The sequence below is a fragment of the Streptomyces sp. NPDC026394 genome, assembly GCF_055567735.1.
Map to the genome: position 1 here is coordinate 70,231 of NZ_JBVHPX010000027.1, position 16,318 is coordinate 86,548.

The 16,318-nt window shown below is 70.4% G+C and carries 17 protein-coding genes; 8 read left to right on the forward strand and 9 right to left on the reverse strand.

Translation table 11 applies throughout. From position 1 onward, the window contains the following. Positions 1 to 105: 105 nt before the first annotated feature. From ACZ4QV_RS37025 to ACZ4QV_RS37035, 3 genes are all read left to right on the forward strand, one after another. Positions 106 to 936 carry an alpha/beta fold hydrolase gene (locus ACZ4QV_RS37025; RefSeq protein ID WP_361582856.1) on the forward strand — a complete coding sequence of 277 codons (831 nt, stop codon included), beginning with the start codon at positions 106 to 108 and terminating at the stop codon, positions 934 to 936. Between the two features lie 306 nt (positions 937 to 1,242). Continuing rightward, positions 1,243 to 2,085, forward strand: a complete 843-nt coding sequence (locus ACZ4QV_RS37030; RefSeq protein WP_361156551.1) for a TetR/AcrR family transcriptional regulator — start codon at positions 1,243 to 1,245, stop codon at positions 2,083 to 2,085. 61 nt (positions 2,086 to 2,146) lie between these two features. Continuing rightward, positions 2,147 to 3,406: an alpha/beta hydrolase family protein gene (locus tag ACZ4QV_RS37035; protein WP_361582853.1), complete on the forward strand. Its 1,260-nt coding sequence runs from the start codon at positions 2,147 to 2,149 to the stop codon at positions 3,404 to 3,406. Between the two features lie 95 nt (positions 3,407 to 3,501). Here ACZ4QV_RS37035 and ACZ4QV_RS37040 read toward each other — a convergent pair whose 3' ends face one another. The 4 genes from ACZ4QV_RS37040 to ACZ4QV_RS37055 form a co-directional block, all read right to left on the reverse strand. Further along, a complete protein-coding gene (locus tag ACZ4QV_RS37040; RefSeq protein WP_361156557.1) occupies positions 3,502 to 4,005 on the reverse strand; it encodes an FBP domain-containing protein in 504 nt (167 codons plus the stop codon). A 66-nt stretch (positions 4,006 to 4,071) separates the two neighbouring features. Further along, complete coding sequence (locus tag ACZ4QV_RS37045) at positions 4,072 to 5,259, reverse strand: S8 family serine peptidase (protein ID WP_467764054.1); 1,188 nt, start codon at positions 5,257 to 5,259, stop codon at positions 4,072 to 4,074. Between the two features lie 165 nt (positions 5,260 to 5,424). Continuing rightward, on the reverse strand, positions 5,425 to 6,894 hold the full coding sequence (locus tag ACZ4QV_RS37050) for a WXG100 family type VII secretion target (RefSeq protein WP_467764055.1): 1,470 nt from the start codon (positions 6,892 to 6,894) through the stop codon (positions 5,425 to 5,427). A gap of 49 nt (positions 6,895 to 6,943) precedes the next feature. After that, on the reverse strand, positions 6,944 to 7,255 hold the full coding sequence (locus tag ACZ4QV_RS37055; RefSeq protein ID WP_467764056.1) for a hypothetical protein: 312 nt from the start codon (positions 7,253 to 7,255) through the stop codon (positions 6,944 to 6,946). 423 nt (positions 7,256 to 7,678) lie between these two features. Here ACZ4QV_RS37055 and ACZ4QV_RS37060 point away from each other — a divergent pair, with 423 nt between their 5' ends. The 4 genes from ACZ4QV_RS37060 (at position 7,679) to ACZ4QV_RS37075 (ending at position 11,232) form a co-directional block, all read left to right on the forward strand. Beyond that, the gene (locus ACZ4QV_RS37060) at positions 7,679 to 8,350 is read left to right on the forward strand and encodes a hypothetical protein (RefSeq protein WP_361582841.1); all 672 of its coding nucleotides are present in this window, start codon (positions 7,679 to 7,681) and stop codon (positions 8,348 to 8,350) included. A gap of 173 nt (positions 8,351 to 8,523) precedes the next feature. After that, the gene (locus tag ACZ4QV_RS37065) at positions 8,524 to 8,817 is read left to right on the forward strand and encodes a WXG100 family type VII secretion target (RefSeq protein ID WP_331785600.1); all 294 of its coding nucleotides are present in this window, start codon (positions 8,524 to 8,526) and stop codon (positions 8,815 to 8,817) included. A 13-nt stretch (positions 8,818 to 8,830) separates the two neighbouring features. After that, positions 8,831 to 10,063, forward strand: coding sequence for a putative T7SS-secreted protein (locus ACZ4QV_RS37070; RefSeq protein WP_361582838.1), 1,233 nt, complete (start codon positions 8,831 to 8,833; stop codon positions 10,061 to 10,063). Positions 10,064 to 10,068: 5 nt separating this feature from the next. After that, positions 10,069 to 11,232 carry a hypothetical protein gene (locus ACZ4QV_RS37075; protein WP_467764057.1) on the forward strand — a complete coding sequence of 388 codons (1,164 nt, stop codon included), beginning with the start codon at positions 10,069 to 10,071 and terminating at the stop codon, positions 11,230 to 11,232. A 115-nt stretch (positions 11,233 to 11,347) separates the two neighbouring features. On the opposite strand, the gene ACZ4QV_RS37080 is transcribed toward ACZ4QV_RS37075, so the two are convergent. After that, positions 11,348 to 11,626, reverse strand: a complete 279-nt coding sequence (locus ACZ4QV_RS37080; RefSeq protein ID WP_361156572.1) for an SCO4848 family membrane protein — start codon at positions 11,624 to 11,626, stop codon at positions 11,348 to 11,350. On the opposite strand from ACZ4QV_RS37080, the gene ACZ4QV_RS37085 reads away from it, so the two are divergent. Continuing rightward, a complete protein-coding gene (locus ACZ4QV_RS37085) occupies positions 11,625 to 13,028 on the forward strand; it encodes a D-alanyl-D-alanine carboxypeptidase family protein (protein ID WP_361582832.1) in 1,404 nt (467 codons plus the stop codon). The two genes, ACZ4QV_RS37080 and ACZ4QV_RS37085, sit on opposite strands and share 2 nt — an antisense overlap. Positions 13,029 to 13,070: 42 nt before the next feature. Here the strand turns inward: ACZ4QV_RS37085 and ACZ4QV_RS37090 are convergent, their stop codons facing one another. The 4 genes from ACZ4QV_RS37090 to ACZ4QV_RS37105 are packed head-to-tail and all read right to left on the reverse strand — an operon-like array spanning position 13,071 to position 16,138. Continuing rightward, positions 13,071 to 13,982 carry a YihY/virulence factor BrkB family protein gene (locus ACZ4QV_RS37090; RefSeq protein WP_361156579.1) on the reverse strand — a complete coding sequence of 304 codons (912 nt, stop codon included), beginning with the start codon at positions 13,980 to 13,982 and terminating at the stop codon, positions 13,071 to 13,073. A 9-nt stretch (positions 13,983 to 13,991) separates the two neighbouring features. After that, a complete protein-coding gene (locus tag ACZ4QV_RS37095; protein ID WP_361156582.1) occupies positions 13,992 to 14,540 on the reverse strand; it encodes a GtrA family protein in 549 nt (182 codons plus the stop codon). A 21-nt stretch (positions 14,541 to 14,561) separates the two neighbouring features. Further along, complete coding sequence (locus tag ACZ4QV_RS37100) at positions 14,562 to 15,542, reverse strand: decaprenyl-phosphate phosphoribosyltransferase (RefSeq protein WP_361156585.1); 981 nt, start codon at positions 15,540 to 15,542, stop codon at positions 14,562 to 14,564. Continuing rightward, on the reverse strand, positions 15,539 to 16,138 hold the full coding sequence (locus ACZ4QV_RS37105; RefSeq protein ID WP_361156804.1) for a phosphatase PAP2 family protein: 600 nt from the start codon (positions 16,136 to 16,138) through the stop codon (positions 15,539 to 15,541). Before ACZ4QV_RS37105 ends, ACZ4QV_RS37100 begins: the two co-directional genes overlap by 4 nt. Between the last annotated feature and the right edge of the window lie 180 nt (positions 16,139 to 16,318).

Consider the following 16,318-nt stretch of genomic DNA (forward strand, 5'->3'; position numbering starts at 1 on the left):
TGTGCGACCGGACTCGAACCGGCGGCTTGATCTTCGAACCGGCGGCTTGGCCTTCCGACCTGCGACTTGACCTTGACACCGGTGTCAAGGGTCAACCTGGTGCGCATGACGAAGATTCCCACGGCCACCGCACCGCGCCTTCCCGCCCTGTCCACCACCGTCACCCCCGCCGACGAGGGCACCGGCCCCGCCGCCCACGGCATCCTGCTCGCCCACGGCGCCACCGGCAGCATCGAGGGCAACTACGCCGGGCTCGTCCCCGCGCTGGCCGCCACCGGCCACACCGTCGTCGCGCCCGACTACCCCGGCTCCGGCGACACCCCGCGCGCCGACGGCCCCCTGGAACTCGACGCCCTCGCCGACGCCGTCGTGGCCGAGGCCGTCGCGGCGGGCGTCGAGACGTTCACCCTGATCGGCTTCTCCCTCGGTACGGCGGTGTCCGTACGGGCCGCCGCACGCCACCCCGAGCGCGTACGCGGCCTCGTACTGACCGCCGGACTCGCCAAACCCGACCTTCGTACGGACATCTGGCTCGACCTGTGGCTGCGCCTGCTGGACCGCGGCGACTACGCGGGCTTCGCGCAGGCCCGCGCGCTCAGCGGCCTCTCCCCCGAAGCCCTGAACACCCTGCCGCCCGCCGAACTGGCCGCCGTCCTCGACGCCAGCCCCGACGGCCCGCCCGCCGGTTCGGCCGAGCAGGCCGCACTGGTCAAGGAGGTCGACACCACCGGCGACCTGGCCGGCATCACCGTCCCCACCCTGGTCATCGCCACCACGCGGGACCAGCTGATCCACCCCTCCCACTCCCGTTACCTGGCCGATCACATACCCGGCGCCGAGTACGTGGAGATCGCCACCGGGCACGTGCCGATGGCGGAGCGGCCGGAGGAGTGGGAAGGGCTGATCGTGAAGTTCTTGGCAGAACGGGGGCTGTAGGCGGGTGCGGACAGGAGCCCGAGGGGACCGGCCGGCTCGGGCGTCCGGCCGGGGGCGGGGGGAATCCGGGGGCGGGGAGGGGCGAGGGGGCGGCGTCTGTGGCCGGTGCCGGGGGCGGGGAGGGGCGGAAACCGTGGGCGGGCCGGGGGCGGGCAGGAGCGGCATCCGTGACCAGTGCCGGAGACGGGCAGGAGCGGCGCCCGTAGCCGGTGCCGGAGACGGGCACAAACGGCGCCCGTGACCAGTGCCGGAGACGGGCAGGGGCGGAAACCGTGGGCGGGCCGGGGGCGCATTAAGGTCGGTGCCGTGGATGAAGCGACGCGGGCGGATACGGACGGGGACGGGGCGCGGGACGTGACGGACGACGGCGGCCCGGCCCAGGGCGCGGGGCCCGCCAACGCCGCGGAACCCGCCCGCGAGCGCACCCCCCACGGCTCCCGCACCCGAACCCTCATCCTCGAAACCGCCCTCCGCCTCTTCCAGGAGCGCGGCTACGACAAGACCACCATGCGGGCCATCGCCCAGGAGGCCGGTGTCTCGGTCGGCAACGCGTACTACTACTTCGCCTCCAAGGAACACCTGATCCAGGGCTTCTACGACCGCATCGCCACCGAGCACGCGGCCGCCGTCGCCGACGTCCTGGCGACCGAGCGGGACCTGGCGGGACGGCTGCGCGGCGTGCTGCTCACCTGGCTCGACATCGCCGCGCCGTACCACCGCTTCGCTGCCCAGTTCTTCAAGAACGCCGCCGACCCGGACAGCCCGCTCAGCCCCTTCTCGGACGCCTCCGAAGGGCCGCGTGAGGCCGCCATCGCGCTGCAGCGGCAGGTGCTGGCCGGCGCCGGGACCAAGGCCGACCCGGAACTGGCGGAGCAGTTGCCACAGTTGCTGTGGCTTCAGCAGATGGGGCTGGTCCTGTACTGGGTGCACGACCGCTCGGAGAACTGCGAGCGCAGCCGCCGCCTCGTCGAGCGCACATCCCCCCTGGTCGCCCGTGCGGTCGCCGCGTCCCGCTTCCGGGTACTGCGGCCGCTGGTGCGCGAAGTCACGGACGTATTGAGCGAGTTCGTCCTCCCGGCGGCAGCGGGTGCCGCGGCCCGCCCCGCCTCCCGCGAGGACGCGAAGCACCCGCCGGCCGGACACGACTGACCCGTACCGCCGGCCGGTGCCTCGGCCCCGTGCCGCCGGCTCCTCCCCGTACGGTGTGGTCATGATCCACATCCGACGCGGCGCCGTAGCCGCGCTGCTCGCGCTCACCCTGCCGCTGCCGCTCGTCACGGCGGGCATCGCGTCGGCGACGAGCCCTGCCGCCACCGCGAACGTCGCGACCACCGCGCCGGCCGCCGTACCCACCGACCCCCCGGCCCTCCCCCGCCCGCTGTCCCTGTCCCTCCCGCGCCCCACCGGCCCGTACGCGATCGGACGGGACAGTCTCCACCTGGTGGACCGCGGCCGCGAGGACCCCTGGGAGCCGTCCGCCCACGGGCGCGAGCTGATGGTCTCCCTGTACTACCCGGCCCGTACCGGCACCGGCCGCCCGGCCCCGTACATGACCACGGCGGAGGCCACGACGTTCTTGGAGCGTCAGCGGCAGGCCGGTCAGCTTCCGCCGCAAGCCGAGGTTTTCCCGCCCGAGGTGCTCAGCAAGACCCGCACGCACGCGCGCACCGGTGCGCGCCCGGCCGCCGGCAAGCACCCCTTGGTCGTACTCTCCCCCGGCTTCGGCCTGAACCGTGCCACACTCAGCGTGCTCGCCGAGGAACTGACCAGCCGCGGCGACGTCGTGGCGCTCGTCGACCACGCCTACGAAGCCGACACGGCCTTCCCCGGCGCACGCACCCTGCCCTGCACCGCCTGCGCGAAGCTGGACGCGATACCGTCCCCGGACGCGGGGGCAGCCTTCATGGCCGACGTCGCCCGCAGCCGCGCCAAGGACATCAGCTTCCTCCTCGACCGCGTCCTGCCCGGCCACCACACGGCCTGGAAGCGCAGCGGCCTCATCGACCCGAAGCGCGTCGGCATGGCAGGCCACTCCATCGGGGGCGCCGCCACCGCCACCGCCATGGCGGGCGACACCCGGATACGCGCCGGCGCGAACCTGGACGGCACCGTGTCAGCCCCCGTACCGAAGCAGGGCCTGAACGGGCGCCCCTTCCTGCTGTTCGGCGACCAGGCGACGAGCCGCCCCGGTGCGGACGAGACCTGGGACACGACCTGGTCCCGCCTCAACGGCTGGAAGCGCTGGCTGACCGTGACCGGCGCCACCCACCTCACCTTCACCGACCTCCCGGCCCTCGCCCAGCAGGCGGGCCTCCCCACGCCCCCGGGAACAGTGCCCGGCCTGCGCGGCAGCGACCTCACCCGCAGCTACGTGAGCGCTTTCTTCGACCAGCACCTCCACGGCATCCCGCGCCCCCTCCTGAACGCCCCGAACCCCGCCACCCCCGAGGTCACCTTCCAGACCCCTTGACCACCCACGGGACCGGGCCGCACCCCCATGCGCCCCGGTCCCCGCCCCCACCGCAATTCCCCCACTCCCCCGCCCCCCTTACTCCCCCACTCCCCCTACTCCACCTCGAAAACCTTCTCCACAAACGCGTCGAGATTCGTCACCAGCCGAGCAATACGGTCCGCCACCGGCAACGTCTCCTCATGCCGCCCGGCCAGCTGGGACTTCTTCTTTCCCCGGACGTACAGCGAACACGCCAGGTCCGCGCAGACATAAGCCCCGACGGTATTCCCCTGCCGCCCCAGCGGCCCGGCCTTCCGCGCGGCGAGCAGGCTCACCCCGGACCCGGGATGCCCGGTGACACACAACGAACACACGGTCGTCTTGGTGAAACTCCGCCGCACTCCTTGCGGCACCCGCAGCGTCACCCCGACGACGCCACCCTCCCGAGGCGCCACCAGATAACTCCGGTCCGGCGCCCCGGGGTCCCGCCACCCGAGAAAATCCAGATCTCCCCACGGCATTCCGGAAAGCCCCACCGGCAGATTGATGCGGCTCGCCTCCCCCTTCGAACAGTTGACGAAGGAGGCACGTATCTCTTTTTCACCCAACGGATCCATGACTGGTGAAACTAACAGTCGACCGCGCGGGGCGTCGCTCGATTTTTGCCGGGTGGCTCCGGGGGGTCAGCTCCAGGCCTGCGGACCGGGCTTGTTGCGGCGGCGCACGAGGACGATGATCATCACCACGAGCCCGATCACCAGCAGCCCGCCCACGGCCATGCCGCCGTACATCATCATCTTCTTCCCGCCGATCGGCGGGTTGGGGTCCTTGCCCTTGGCGGCACCCGCGACCACGGGATCCTTCGACGCCTTGCCCTGCGGCATGGGCAGCGGGCCCTCGGGGGGGCCGGCGGGGATGTCGCGGGTGAGCGCCGCCCAGGGCTGGATGAAGCCGTATCCGTAGTGGGCGTCGGGCAACTTCAGGTTCTTTGCCTTCACCGATTTGGCCAGGCCCGCCGTCTTCACCATGCGGTTGGCGACCTGGCCGGGGGTGAGGTCGGGATACTTCTCCAGAAGCAGGGCGGCTGTGGCGGAGGCGTAGGCGGTGGCAATCGAGGTGCCGTCGGAGGTGAGGTAGCTCGAATCGCTTCGGCCTCCAGAGAACGGGATTTTCACCCCGGGCGCCAGAACGTCGACCGACTTGTTGTAATTGCCGCCGCTCCACCACTTGCCGAATTCGTCCACGGCTCCGACCCCGATGGCACCAGGGCAGGCGGCCGGGATGCGTTCTTCCGGCAGGGCGTCGTTGCCGACACCGGCGACGACGACCACACCCTTCTCGACCGCGTAATGGACCGACTCACACATGTCGGGCGTGCTGGGGTCCGCGACGAACGACATGTTGATGACCTGGGCGCCGTGATCCACCGCATAACGGGTCGCCTCCGGGGTGTTGCTGTCGGCCGTCAGCGGCAGGATCTTCGCACCCGGAGCCAGCCCCTTGATGCCTTGGCTACCGCCCGGACCGTGGCCATGCCCTGCGATGAGCCCCGCCATACCCGTGCCGTGATCGCGGATGTCCATACCCGGTGGCGCGGTCTCCGGCTTACCCACGGAGGGATTGGGAAAGTCCTTGCCCGGCAGGAAGACTCCGGTCAGATCCTGGTGGGTCGTACGGAAGCCGGAGTCGATGACAGCGACGGTGACGCCCTTGCCAGTAGCCTCCTTCCAGATGCTCTGTGCATCGAACGCCTGCAACGGCCACAGGGCGCTCCGCGTCTGGTCCGCCGAAGCCGTACCCGTGGCGGTGAGGAGCAACGCTCCGGTCAGCGCGGCACCGGCGGCCGCGCGCAGAGTTCGGGTGACCTTCATGCTCTGATCCTCACTGCTTCCGTTCGGGCGGACAGGGCCGGACGGTGGCCACTGGGCGGGACGCCCGGTCACGAGCGTCCCGGTTTGCAGAAGTGCCCCGCACAGCGCGCGCGGGGCACTTCTTCGTACCACTTCATACAGCCGAAGCCGACGGCACGTACATCCCTACTCGATCACGCGAGGGGACACGTTGCGCTGCGGCGTCCACGTCTCCTCGTCCTCGACAAGGTAGTCGGGGCGCTCCTTCTTGGTCCGCTCCTTGTCCTTGGGCCGGCCGTTCGCCGCCGCGCCGCCCATCGCCTGGCTTCCGCCGGCGCTGCGGTGCAGTCCGGCGCCGCCCTGCTTGGCTCCGGCTCCCGGGGTGCCCGGGGCGCCTACGACTCCCCCGGGCTTACGGGCCTGGGCACCACCACGGCCCGCCGCGCCACGACCCGCGCCGCTGCCCACGGCACCGGCGCCGCCGCCCATGCCGCCGGGCATGCCGGTCCGTCCGGCACCAGATCCGCCGGCCCGGCTGCCGCCCAGGACGCCACCACGGCCGCCGGGGACCGAACGCGAGCCGCCGCCACCGGTGCCGCCCGTCTTGCCGTACGGCAGGGGGGCGATGAGCCCACCCGTCGAACCGCCTCCGCCCGGGCCACCACCCGAACCGCCGGCAGGCGGGTTGACTCCGCCTCCGGTGATCCCGGGGCCCACCGGGGCGACGGTGCCGCCCTGGAGGCTGTCCAGGCCGGTCCGCACCGGCTCGTTGGACGGCTGGATGTTCACACCACCGCCGAGGCCGTTGTAGCCGCTCCCGCCCTTGGACCCGTGCGGGGTCACAGAGGTGGGCTTGGGCCGGGTACCACCGACGACCGGCATGTTGACGGACGGGACCGGCGGGTAGACCCCCGGCTCGGACGGCCAGTTACCCCGGCCGCCCGGCGGATCGCTTCCCGGCGGGAGAGTGACCTTCCCCTCCTGCAAACGGTAGTGGTAGGCCAGCTCCTCCATGACGATGACCGCCTCGACCTGGCGCTCCTTGCTCAGGGAGAGCTTGTCGCGGTTGGCCTCCAGCGCCATCTTGGCGTCCATCTTCGGGTTCGCCATGTCCTTGTGGAACTGGGAGTCGTCACCCGAGGAGTTGAACGCGCTCTCGACCTTGCCCGGGTCTTCGATCCCGGCCATGGTCTTCTTCGCCTGGCGCAGGTTGTGCGCGATACCGGACTCCGGGCCCGTGGACCGGGTCCCAATGAGCATCGACTCGACGTTGCGGGCGTGCCCGTACGTCTTGTCAATCTTCTTGAGGACCTCTGCCGCCTCACGCCGGAACGCATCGGCCGCCTTTCCCTGCCAATGGTTCGAGGCATGCTCGACGGCGTCCATGAACGCCTTCCGGATGCCGCCGGCGCCGTCCTGACCAGCCAGCCGGTCGGCGGACGCACGCCAGTGGTCACCGGCCGTCTCCATCGCCTCCGGGTTGGCGTTTTCGATCATCGCGCGGAGCGCATCGATCCCATGGTGGTGGAAGTCCGAATCAGAGACCGGAATGGCTTTGTAATTCTCGAACTGCTTGAGGTTCTCTTTACGGTGCTTCTCATCGATCTGCTTGGCGTACGCCTTGTTGCCCTCGGCGTCCATCGGGCCACCGGCCATGACCTTCCCCCTTGGTCGTCGTTCTATTCATTGTCGTACTGCCGGGGCCTCAGCTCTTCATCGACGTACGCGCTTCCTGCTCCCGGTCCTCGTACGCCCCGCGGCTGCGCTCGGCCTTCTCGCCGAAGTCCTTGATGAGGTCCTGGAGTGCGCTGACGACCTCCGCCATGTAGTGCTGCATGCGGTCGTGTGCCGCAGCGATCTTCGTGGCCTCACCGAAGTTGGACCCGAAGGCCGACTTCGGAATATTCGTACTGTATTTGACCTTTTGGCTCGGCTCGTCCATGTCGCCCTGCAGGCCCTTGAGCTTGCGCACGACGCTGTCCAGCTCGTGCAGATCGACCCTGTACTGCTCGCCCATCGAAGTCCTTCCCCGTTACTCCGCACCGCCGCCGCGCGGGCGACGCGGCCGGTGCCGTGAGGCGGTCCGGCCCGCGCGCGCAGGCAACGCAAAGAGTGTAAAAATAGGGGCTCAAGAGGGAGAACCGCAAGATCAGAAGTCATGATTTGCCCGATTTCGCACCAAACATCACCGCACTTTGCCAGTGCGTCGCCGCAACGCCCCGCCCGCTCCGCAGCTCACCCCAACCCACCTGCACTTCATGCCCGTTCACGGCCCTCCCGACACCCGTGAGTGCCGGCCGTTTCAGCATTCCCTGAACCAGCCAACCGCCACATTGGCCCGCATTCGGGGCGGACCGCCCGCCGCAATCACCCCGTCCCGGGACCGGGCACAATGCCGTCCGCAGCCCTTTCGACTGAGCGACCATGACGAGGTGGCACCGTGTCCAGGACCGTCTTCAATATCTCGCGGGCGCAGCAATGCCGGCAGTTCGCCGCGCCGCCCGGGTACCAGGCCTGGGGTTCTCTGACCTCCGGGAAGTTCTCCGGGGGGCTCGCCAAGGGGGAGGTACTGGCGCACGTTCACCGCTACGAGGGGGAAGCACCCACAGGGCCACTGTTTCTCATCACCCACCCTTCCGGACCCTCTCGGACGCTTTGCGCGATCAGCGCACCCCCTGATGTCGCCGGGCAGCAGAAGGAAAGGGAATACACCGTCCACGGACCCACCGGTGACTACGCGGGGCGTATTGTCCACGGGCGCTCGCCGTGCGGAATCCGTCAGGCTTGGCGCATGCACATCCCAGCGGGAACTCAGGCTGTCGCCGGTTACAAGGGCAGCTTGCGCGGATGGTTCACGTACTGGGCGGCGTTGCCCCTGTGGCCGTTGTTCGTCCTGATGGGCCTGCTTCACGACGGCGGCGGTCCTTCCACCTGGATGTGGGACAAGCCCGCGCGCGTCACGTGGCGGTCCAGGCCGAGAGGGCTGGGCGGCGCCCTGATGAGGTTCACCTCGGGCTACAGCTTGTTCACCTGGGACACGGAGCGACTGGACGCGTCACTGACCCACGCGCAAGCGGTGCTGTACTTCGCCTCGGTGTCGAAGGGCAACTGACACATCAAAAAATGGCAAAATCCACTGCCGCCCTTCCGTTGACGAGCAGAGATAAATGCCGAAGTTTCGGGCATGCCGTCAAGGGTGCCGCTAGTTATGTTCTTCTCTGCCCTTCACGGGGCTTGCCATGTCCAGCAGGGCTGACCAGCCGACCATGAACGGGGTGCAGGGAGTTGGGGAACTCGGACTTCCGGATCGATGTGACCCGGATGAAGGACATGCTGCGCAAGCTGGACGAATGCGACGACCGTATGCGTGGCGCGAGCAAGAAGCTCAAGAAGGTGGGCCCCAAAGGGCTGGGGACCGGCGGGCTCGACGGCGCCTGTGACGAGTTCCAGTCCGAATGGGACGACGGCATCACGCGCATCGCCGACGCAGCGAAGAAGATTCACGAACAACTGTCGTTGACGCTGGAGGCCTACACGGCCACCGACGACGACAACGCCAAGGGCTTCGGCAAGAAGTAACGGGGGGACCACCGTGGAGTGGAAAAGCAAATTCATCGCCGACGACTCGGACTGGCCGGGCCTCACCTTCAATCCGGCCAAGGGTGACCTCCACACCATCCAGTCCCTCGCCACGGACGTGAAAACGGTCGGTGACGAACTCGAAGAGCTGCACCAACTGCTCAAGAGTGTCGGCAAGACCGACGGCGTGTGGGAGGGCGAGGCCGCCGAGAAGTTCCGGACGAAGCTCGGGGAACTGCCGAAATACCTCCAGCAGGGCACGGAGTCCATGCACGACTGCGCGAAGGCCCTGCGCACGTGGCACTCCCAGCTCGGCCCGATGCAGCAGCGCGCCAAGGGGCTTGAGTCCGACGCACTCGAAGCGCGCAAGCACGCCGAGCAGAAGCGGAACAGCTACAACAGCCTCATCGACAAGTACAACGGGCTGGCCGGCGTGCCGCTGGAGCAGTCCGAAGTCGATCGCATCAACAACGAGCTGGACACCGCGAAAGCCGCGGACGAAAAGGCCACGCACGCGCTCGAAGACATCATGAAGAAGGCAGAAGACCTGCGTTCCCAGTGGGACGACCGCGCGGGAGAGGCCGAGCGGGCGATCCTCAAGGCGTCCGAGAACCACCCGCCGGACCTGCACTGGTGGGACCGCGCGCTCGACGGCATGAAGAAGGCGTGGCGCGGGTTCAAGGACTGGCTGGCCGAACACGCCGACCTGTTGTCCAACATCAGCGCGGTGCTGTCGATTCTCTCTCTCGCCACGATGGCCATCCCGCCGGTCGGCGCCATCCTGGGCGGTCTGGCCATCGGAGCGAGCGCCCTCGCCCTGGCCGGTTACGGCATCAAGGCCTCCCGGGGAGGCAAGGTCGGGGTCATGGACTGGGTCGGTGCCGGCCTCGGAGTGCTGCCGGGGATCGGCGCTGTGAAGGGCCTCAGAGCCGCGGGCAAACTGGCCAAGGGGGAGAAAATCGTGGCGGACGGCGGGAAGGTCGCGAACACCTTCAAGAACGCCGAGAGCCTGGCCCGGTCGGAGAATGTCGCACGAGGTATGGGCGACGGGGTGTTCCACAAAGGAATCCAGAAAGCGGCCAAGGCTTTCCAGGGCGACAAAGCCGCTCCCCTCGACGTGGCCCACTGGGGCGCCCGCGGCACCCAGATGGGCGTGAAAGGCATCGGCGTCGGGCACCGTATCGAGTCCAACTGGCCCGAGGACAAGCCACTGGGCAAGGCATTTCTGAGTGCGGCGGGAGCCTGACACCGGTGAGTACGTACATGGCCGAGGCGACCGGCGCGGCGGAGCCGGAGTTCCCGGTCACCTTCCGCGTCCCGCCCGCGTTTCATGAGATCCCGCTGATCGACGATGTCGACATCCTCGTGGAAGAACTGCGCTTCCTCGCGATCGAGGTCTACCCCGAGGGCAGCAACGAACTGTGGTTCGCCTATGTCGCCATGCAACTCCAGGCGGTGGAGGACATGCTGGCGGCCGGGGTGAGTTATGCGGGTTTCTGCATCCTGGACATCGAGGGGCAGCGGAGCACCGCCTCGGTCACCGCCTCCTTGATCGACGGCGGGCCGCAGGTCCGGGCAGTGGACTGCAAGGAGCTGGCGGCCCAGCTCGCGGAGGAGTCTCCGAAGAGCGAGGTGGAGGTCGTCGAGCTGGCGGCCGGGGAAGCGGCCGTCCGTATCACTCCGGAGGCGGTGGATCTGCCGGGGGACATGACGGATTCCGGGCGGCCGGAGTCCGTGACGATCGGGAAGATCGCGGTCTTCTTCCCGATACCCGGGCAGCGGCAGGTCTGCCTGTTCGAGCTCAGTACGCCCTGTATGGACGACTGGAATCTGTATTCCGAGTTGTTCTTCAACATCGTGAACACGGTCGAGGTGACCGGCGCGCCGAGCGGCGGGGCCGTACTTGTTCCGGCCCGCGACGGTGCCGCAATACCCCCTGTCGTATCGTCTGCCGCCGCACCGGAGAAGGCCGCCCCCGAGCCCCCCGCGCTGGAACTCACGAAGAAGCTGTACTGGAACTCCAGCAGACTTCTCGACGCTCTCGCCCTGCGGGGCCGCATGGAGCAGAACGCTCAGCCCTTCACCATCACCTGCGACGCCTGCACGGCGAAGGGGCTGCATTCGTCATGCTCGGCGCAGCACGACTGGCGCATTGAAGAAATCGATCCCGCTGCGCTGCCCGCGGCCCATCAGCGGCTGACTGCCTATCTCAGCGGCGGTGGCTGGTCGGTGGAGGCGTCAGCCGGAGAGACAGCGCAGCCCCTCCGGGCCTCGGCCGGTGTCGACGCTCCCGCGGGGGTCGCGGGTTACTCGGTCTCCGTGACGGAGTACGTCGCCGAGCGGCGGCTGGAGGTGCGGCTCGTCTCGCCGTGCGTTCGCAGTGCGCCGGCGCCCGAGGGTTCGACGTTCGGCTGAGCCGGGGGCGACGTTCGACTGATCCCGGGGCGGTCCGCGCATACCGGCGGTCCCGGCCGAGCATGTGTGAGATGGCGCACTGGCGACGGGGCGCCGGGGTGTGCGGGGGCCGGAGTCAGCGGGTCGTGCCGGTGGTCTCGGTGGAGGGGCCGGGGGTGGGCCTGTTCAGGGCGCGGACGCTGCGGAACCCGATCACTCCGATTGCCGTCCCCAAGAGAAAGGACGTCACCGCGAGCGCGAGGTGCACCCAGAAGTAGGCGGTCGGGTCACCCGCGTCGTCGAAGGCGAGGCCGCTCCCGTCCTTCCAGAGGTTTTTGGCGAAAGTGATCCAGATGAACCAGCTCCATACCCCGAACGCGAGCAGGAACCAGGAGACGGGGCGCGAGAGCTTCATGGAATCCAGTATGGGCAGCGGCTCCATCCGGCGGTCGGCGGGGGCACTCTTCCGTGGGGTGGTGTCCGGGGCGTCCGCACCGACGGGTACGTTCACCGACGTGCCGACCTCCTCTGCCGTTCATCCGATCACCGCCGCGCCCGTACGGCGCCGGGTGCTCACCCGTACGGGCGCCGCCCTGGCCGGCACCACCGTCCTGCTGCCGCCGCTGCTGCTCGCCGCGCCCGCGCACGCCGACGAGAAGCCGAAGGACGGCAAGGGCGGGCAGCACGCGCCGAAGGCGCCGGTGCCGCCCGCCGAGATGTCGAAGGTCGGCGGTGGCCGGCTGGGCCAGGCCGGTACGCAGGTGCAGCTCAAGCCGGGGGCGCCGAAGCTGCCGGACGACATCACGGCCCGTTCCTGGATCGTCTCGGACGCCGAGAGCGGCAAGGTGCTGGCCTCGCACAACGCGCACTGGCAGCTACCGCCGGCCAGCACGCTGAAGATGCTGTTCGCCGACACGGTGCTGCCGAAGTTCCCCAAGGACCAGAAGTACACGGTCAAGCCGGCCGACCTGGCGGGCATGGGCGCCGGCAGCAGCCTGGTGGGGATAAAGGAGAATTTGAGTTATACCGTTCATGACCTTTGGCTGGGGGTCTTTCTGCGCTCGGGGAATGATGCTGTGCACACCCTGTCGGCGATGAACGGTGGTACGGCCAAGACCGTTCAGGAAATGCAGAAGCAGGCCGAGGCGCTGAACGCGACGGACACGCATGTGGTGACGCCGGACGGCTACGACGCTCCGGGGCAGGTCTCCAGCGCGTACGACCTGAGTCTGTTCGCCCGCGCGGGGCTGCAGAACGCGGACTTCCGGGAGTACTGCTCCACGGTCAGCACGCAGTTCCCGGGCGAGGTCAAGGACGGCAAGCGCGGGACGTTCGGCATCCAGAACACCAACCGGCTGCTCAGCGGGGACTACGACGTCAAGCCGTACCCGGGCATCGCGGGGGTGAAGAACGGCTACACCACCAACGCCGGCTCGACCTTCACCGGGGTCGCCCAGCGTGGCGAGCGCAAGCTGCTGGTCACCGTCATGAACCCGGAGAAGAAGGAACACAACGAGGCGTACAAGGAGACGGCCAAGCTCTTCGACTGGGGGTTCGCGGCGGCGGACCAGGTCGAGCCGGTCGGCCGGCTGGTCGGCCCCCGGAGCGAGGAGGGCGACGCGCGGACGGGCGGCGCCAAGCTGGACGGCGACCGGACGCGGGCCGGGCTGGAGGACACCTCCGGCGGCTCCGGCGGCGCGTGGACCGCGCTGGCGATCACCGGCGGAGCGCTGGTGGTGCTGGGCGGCCTGGCGCTGCTGGTGCACCGCCGCTGGCCCCTTCCGGAGCTGATGCGGCGGCGCGGGGGCAAGCACTAGCTGCCCAGCGAGGGCCGGCTCCGGTGCGGCGCGGGGCCGGCTCTAGCCGTGGCGCGGTTCGGCGGCCTCCTCGTCGCAGTCCAGTGACTTGCGTGACGACTCCGGGTCGCAGCGCTGGGTCGCGGTCCAGGAGGCGCAGAAGACCACCAGTTTGGCCGTGAAGTTGATCCACAGGAGCAGGGCGATCGGTGTGCCGAAGGCGCCGTACATGCTCTTGGCGGCGACACCCTGGAGGTAGCCGCTGAGCAGCAGTTTGAGGAGTTCGAAGCCGACGGCGCCGATGAAGCCGGCGACGACGACGGCGCGGCGGGGCGGGTGGACACCGGGGAGCCTGGTCAGGACGTAGGCCAGCAGCAGGAAGTCGGCGAGTACGGCGATGCAGAAGCCGACGGCGGACAGCAGGACGCTGCCGATGCCGCCTTCCGCCAGGCCGAGGGCCTTCGCCGCCCTGCCGACCGCCGCGCTGGCGAAGCCGGAGCAGACCAGGGAAGCCAGGGCGGTGCCGCCGAGGCCGAGGAGCAGGGCGATGTCCTTGAGCTTGGCGACGAAGAAGTTGGTGTCCTCGTCGTCCTTCTCCCAGACGGCGCGCAGGCAGTCGCGCAGCGACTCGACCCAGCCGGCGCCGGTGAAGAGCAGGGCGACACCGGCGATCACGCCGACGGTGCCGGCGTTGTCGACGAGGGCGCCGAGGTCGAGCTGTCCGGAGATGCCGGGGATCTGCTCGGCGATCTTCGACTGGACGTCGTGCAACTGCTGCTCGCTGAGCAGTGCGGCGCCGATCGCGGCGGCCACCGTCAGCAGCGGGAAGAGCGCCACGAAGCTGGTGAAGGTGATCGCGGCGGCCAGCCGGGTCCAGTGGACGCGTTGCATGCGTTCGTACGCCCGCCACAGGTGTGTGGTCATCAGCCAGGACACGGCCGGGCCGACGACCGGCAGCTTGCTCAACCATTCCATGGGCCCCGCCTACCCTTCATCAGCCTTCGACACCATCTGTACAGGTATGTCGCCCGCGTGGCGGAAGACTAGCGTCCGCGTACCCCAGAAACGCAGGCATGTCGCCAGCGCCATGCCGACACCCGCGCCCGAGACGGTGTCGGCGGTCGCCGAGGTCAGGCCGAGGACATGGTGCGAGACCCCGAGGCAGGTGAGCTGCACTAGGGCGCCGGCGAGATTGACGGCGAGGAAGACGGCGTAGCGGCGGAGACGGACGGGGGCGGGGGTGCGGGCGCCGGGGCCGCCGTACGGGGGTGGTGCCGGGCGGGTGCGGGCGCGGTACGTGCCGACGGCGTTCCCGGCGTACGCGACGGTGCAGCCCGCCAGGAACGACAGGGACTTGGCGGTGAACGGGTCCAGTCCGGCCGGGCCCCGCAGCCAGACGAACAGGGCCAGGTCGGCGGCGTACGCGATGCTCCCGGCCAGCGCGAAGCCGAGCAGTTCGGGGGCGAGGGCCCGGAAGCGGTGGGCCGGCGGCGGGCGGTCCGGGGTGCTGTGGCGGGTGGGGCTCCGGGGCATGGCGGTGCGCCGCTCGTCCGTTCACACGTCCGCGACGGCCATCGCGTACAGCCCGGTCCAGGCCAGCCCGATGACGGCCAGCGGGCGGTCCCGCAGGACGACGTCCTCCGGGGTGCCCGCGGTGCCCCGGTCGGCGAAGACCGCGTAGCGCAGTACGGCGAGGATGAACGGGACCATGGAGAGCTGGCGCCACGGCAGGACGCCCGCGGACGTGCCGCCGCTCTCCAGCGCCCACAGGCAGTACGCGAGGACGGCGCCGCCCGCCGCGAGCTGCCACACGAAGCGCAGATAGCCGTCGCTGTACTCGCGCAGCAGGGGCCGGGTCGCGCCCCTGTCCGCCCGCTCCTCCCGCGCCGCCCGGACCGCCTCGGAGTAGCGCTTGGCGGCGACCATGAACAGCGCGCCGAAGCCCGCGGTGATCAGGAACCAGCGGGACAGCGGGATGCCGAGCGCGGGGCCGCCGGTCATGGCGCGCAGCAGGAAGCCGGTGGTGACCACGGCGAGGTCGACGACCAGGACGTTCTTCAGGCTGACGCAGTAGGCGAGCTGCATGAGGAGGTAGGCCGCGAGCAGGGCGGCGGTGGCGGGGTTGCACAGGACGGCGGCGGCGACCGGGGCGAGGACGGCGAGCAGGGCGCCGGCCGCGTAGGCGACGGGTACGGGCACCTCGCCCGCGGCGACCGGGCGGCGGCACTTGTCGGGGTGGGCGCGGTCGGCCGTGGCGTCGCGTGCGTCGTTGACGAGGTAGACGGCGGACGCGGCGGCGGTGAAGAGGAGGAAGAGGAGCGGGAGTTGCAGGAGGGTCCGGTGGAGGAAGAGGTCTCCGGCGGCCGCCGGGGCGGCGGCCACCAGGACGTTCTTGACCCACTGGCGTGGGCGGGCGGTGCGCAGCAGGCCCAGGGGGAGGGCGAGTGCGCGGGGGCGGAGGCCGGGTTGCGCGGGGGTGGCCGCTCCGGGGCCGGGCGGTGGTTCCTCCAGGACGGCGGCGGAACGTTCGGTCACGGTTGCCCCCAGCGCATGCTTCCCGGCGGCGCCCAACCCATGCTCTGCATCCGCGCCCCGCGCACGCCCCGCGCCCGCCTCTCACGCACGCCCCGCGCGCGCCCGCCCCCCACCCGCGCCGTGAGCGCGCCCAGTACCACGCCCGCCGCCACGTCCGACGGGTAGTGCACGCCCACCACCAGCCGGGACAGGCACACCGCCGCGGCCAGGAGAGGCAGGACGGGCGGGGCAGGCAGGGACGTGCCCACCGGCCACAGTGCGCCCAGGGCCACGGCGGCAGCGGTGGCGGAGGCGGCGTGGGCGCTGGGGAAGGAGTGCGGGCTCGCGGTCCGTACGAGGGGGGCGTGGCCGGGCAGCAGGGGGCGCGGGCGGCGTACGACGCGCTTGAGGCCGGCGCTCAGCAGGTGGGCGCCGCAGCTCAGGGCCGTGCCGCGGAGCCAGGCGGGGCGCCGGGACCGGTCGGCCGCGGCGCCCGCCAGCCCGGCGGCGAGCCAGAGCGCTCCGTGCTCGCCGCCGTGCGAGAGGGCGCGGGCCACGGCGGCCACCCGCGGGTCGGTTCCCCGGGTGCGCAGCGCCACGAGCAGGCGGTGATCCATCTCTTCGGGAGACAGCGGGGTCACCTCGATCCGGTTCGTGCCGGCTCCCGGGCGGACCGCCCGCTTCGTGGGGTCCGCCCGGCGCCTGTCCCTCAAGCCCTTGGGGGCTCCGCGTCCGACTCTTCCGGGGCGCCGCGCGCCGCGCCGTCGCGATTAGCCCATCCACCTCGTTAATCACTC

Excerpts from the sequence above, each read along its gene's own strand:
- ACZ4QV_RS37025 (WP_361582856.1), top strand. The coding sequence starts at position 106 with ATGACGAAGATTCCCACGGCCACCGCACCGCGCCTTCCCGCCCTGTCC.
- ACZ4QV_RS37035 (WP_361582853.1), top strand. The coding sequence starts at position 2,147 with ATGATCCACATCCGACGCGGCGCCGTAGCCGCGCTGCTCGCGCTCACC.
- ACZ4QV_RS37040 (WP_361156557.1), bottom strand. The coding sequence starts at position 4,005 with ATGGATCCGTTGGGTGAAAAAGAGATACGTGCCTCCTTCGTCAACTGT.
- ACZ4QV_RS37045 (WP_467764054.1), bottom strand. The coding sequence starts at position 5,259 with ATGAAGGTCACCCGAACTCTGCGCGCGGCCGCCGGTGCCGCGCTGACC.
- ACZ4QV_RS37050 (WP_467764055.1), bottom strand. The coding sequence starts at position 6,894 with ATGGCCGGTGGCCCGATGGACGCCGAGGGCAACAAGGCGTACGCCAAG.
- ACZ4QV_RS37055 (WP_467764056.1), bottom strand. The coding sequence starts at position 7,255 with ATGGGCGAGCAGTACAGGGTCGATCTGCACGAGCTGGACAGCGTCGTG.
- ACZ4QV_RS37085 (WP_361582832.1), top strand. The coding sequence starts at position 11,625 with ATGGAATCCAGTATGGGCAGCGGCTCCATCCGGCGGTCGGCGGGGGCA.
- ACZ4QV_RS37080 (WP_361156572.1), bottom strand. The coding sequence starts at position 11,626 with ATGAAGCTCTCGCGCCCCGTCTCCTGGTTCCTGCTCGCGTTCGGGGTA.
- ACZ4QV_RS37090 (WP_361156579.1), bottom strand. The coding sequence starts at position 13,982 with ATGGAATGGTTGAGCAAGCTGCCGGTCGTCGGCCCGGCCGTGTCCTGG.
- ACZ4QV_RS37095 (WP_361156582.1), bottom strand. The coding sequence starts at position 14,540 with ATGCCCCGGAGCCCCACCCGCCACAGCACCCCGGACCGCCCGCCGCCG.
- ACZ4QV_RS37105 (WP_361156804.1), bottom strand. The coding sequence starts at position 16,138 with ATGGATCACCGCCTGCTCGTGGCGCTGCGCACCCGGGGAACCGACCCG.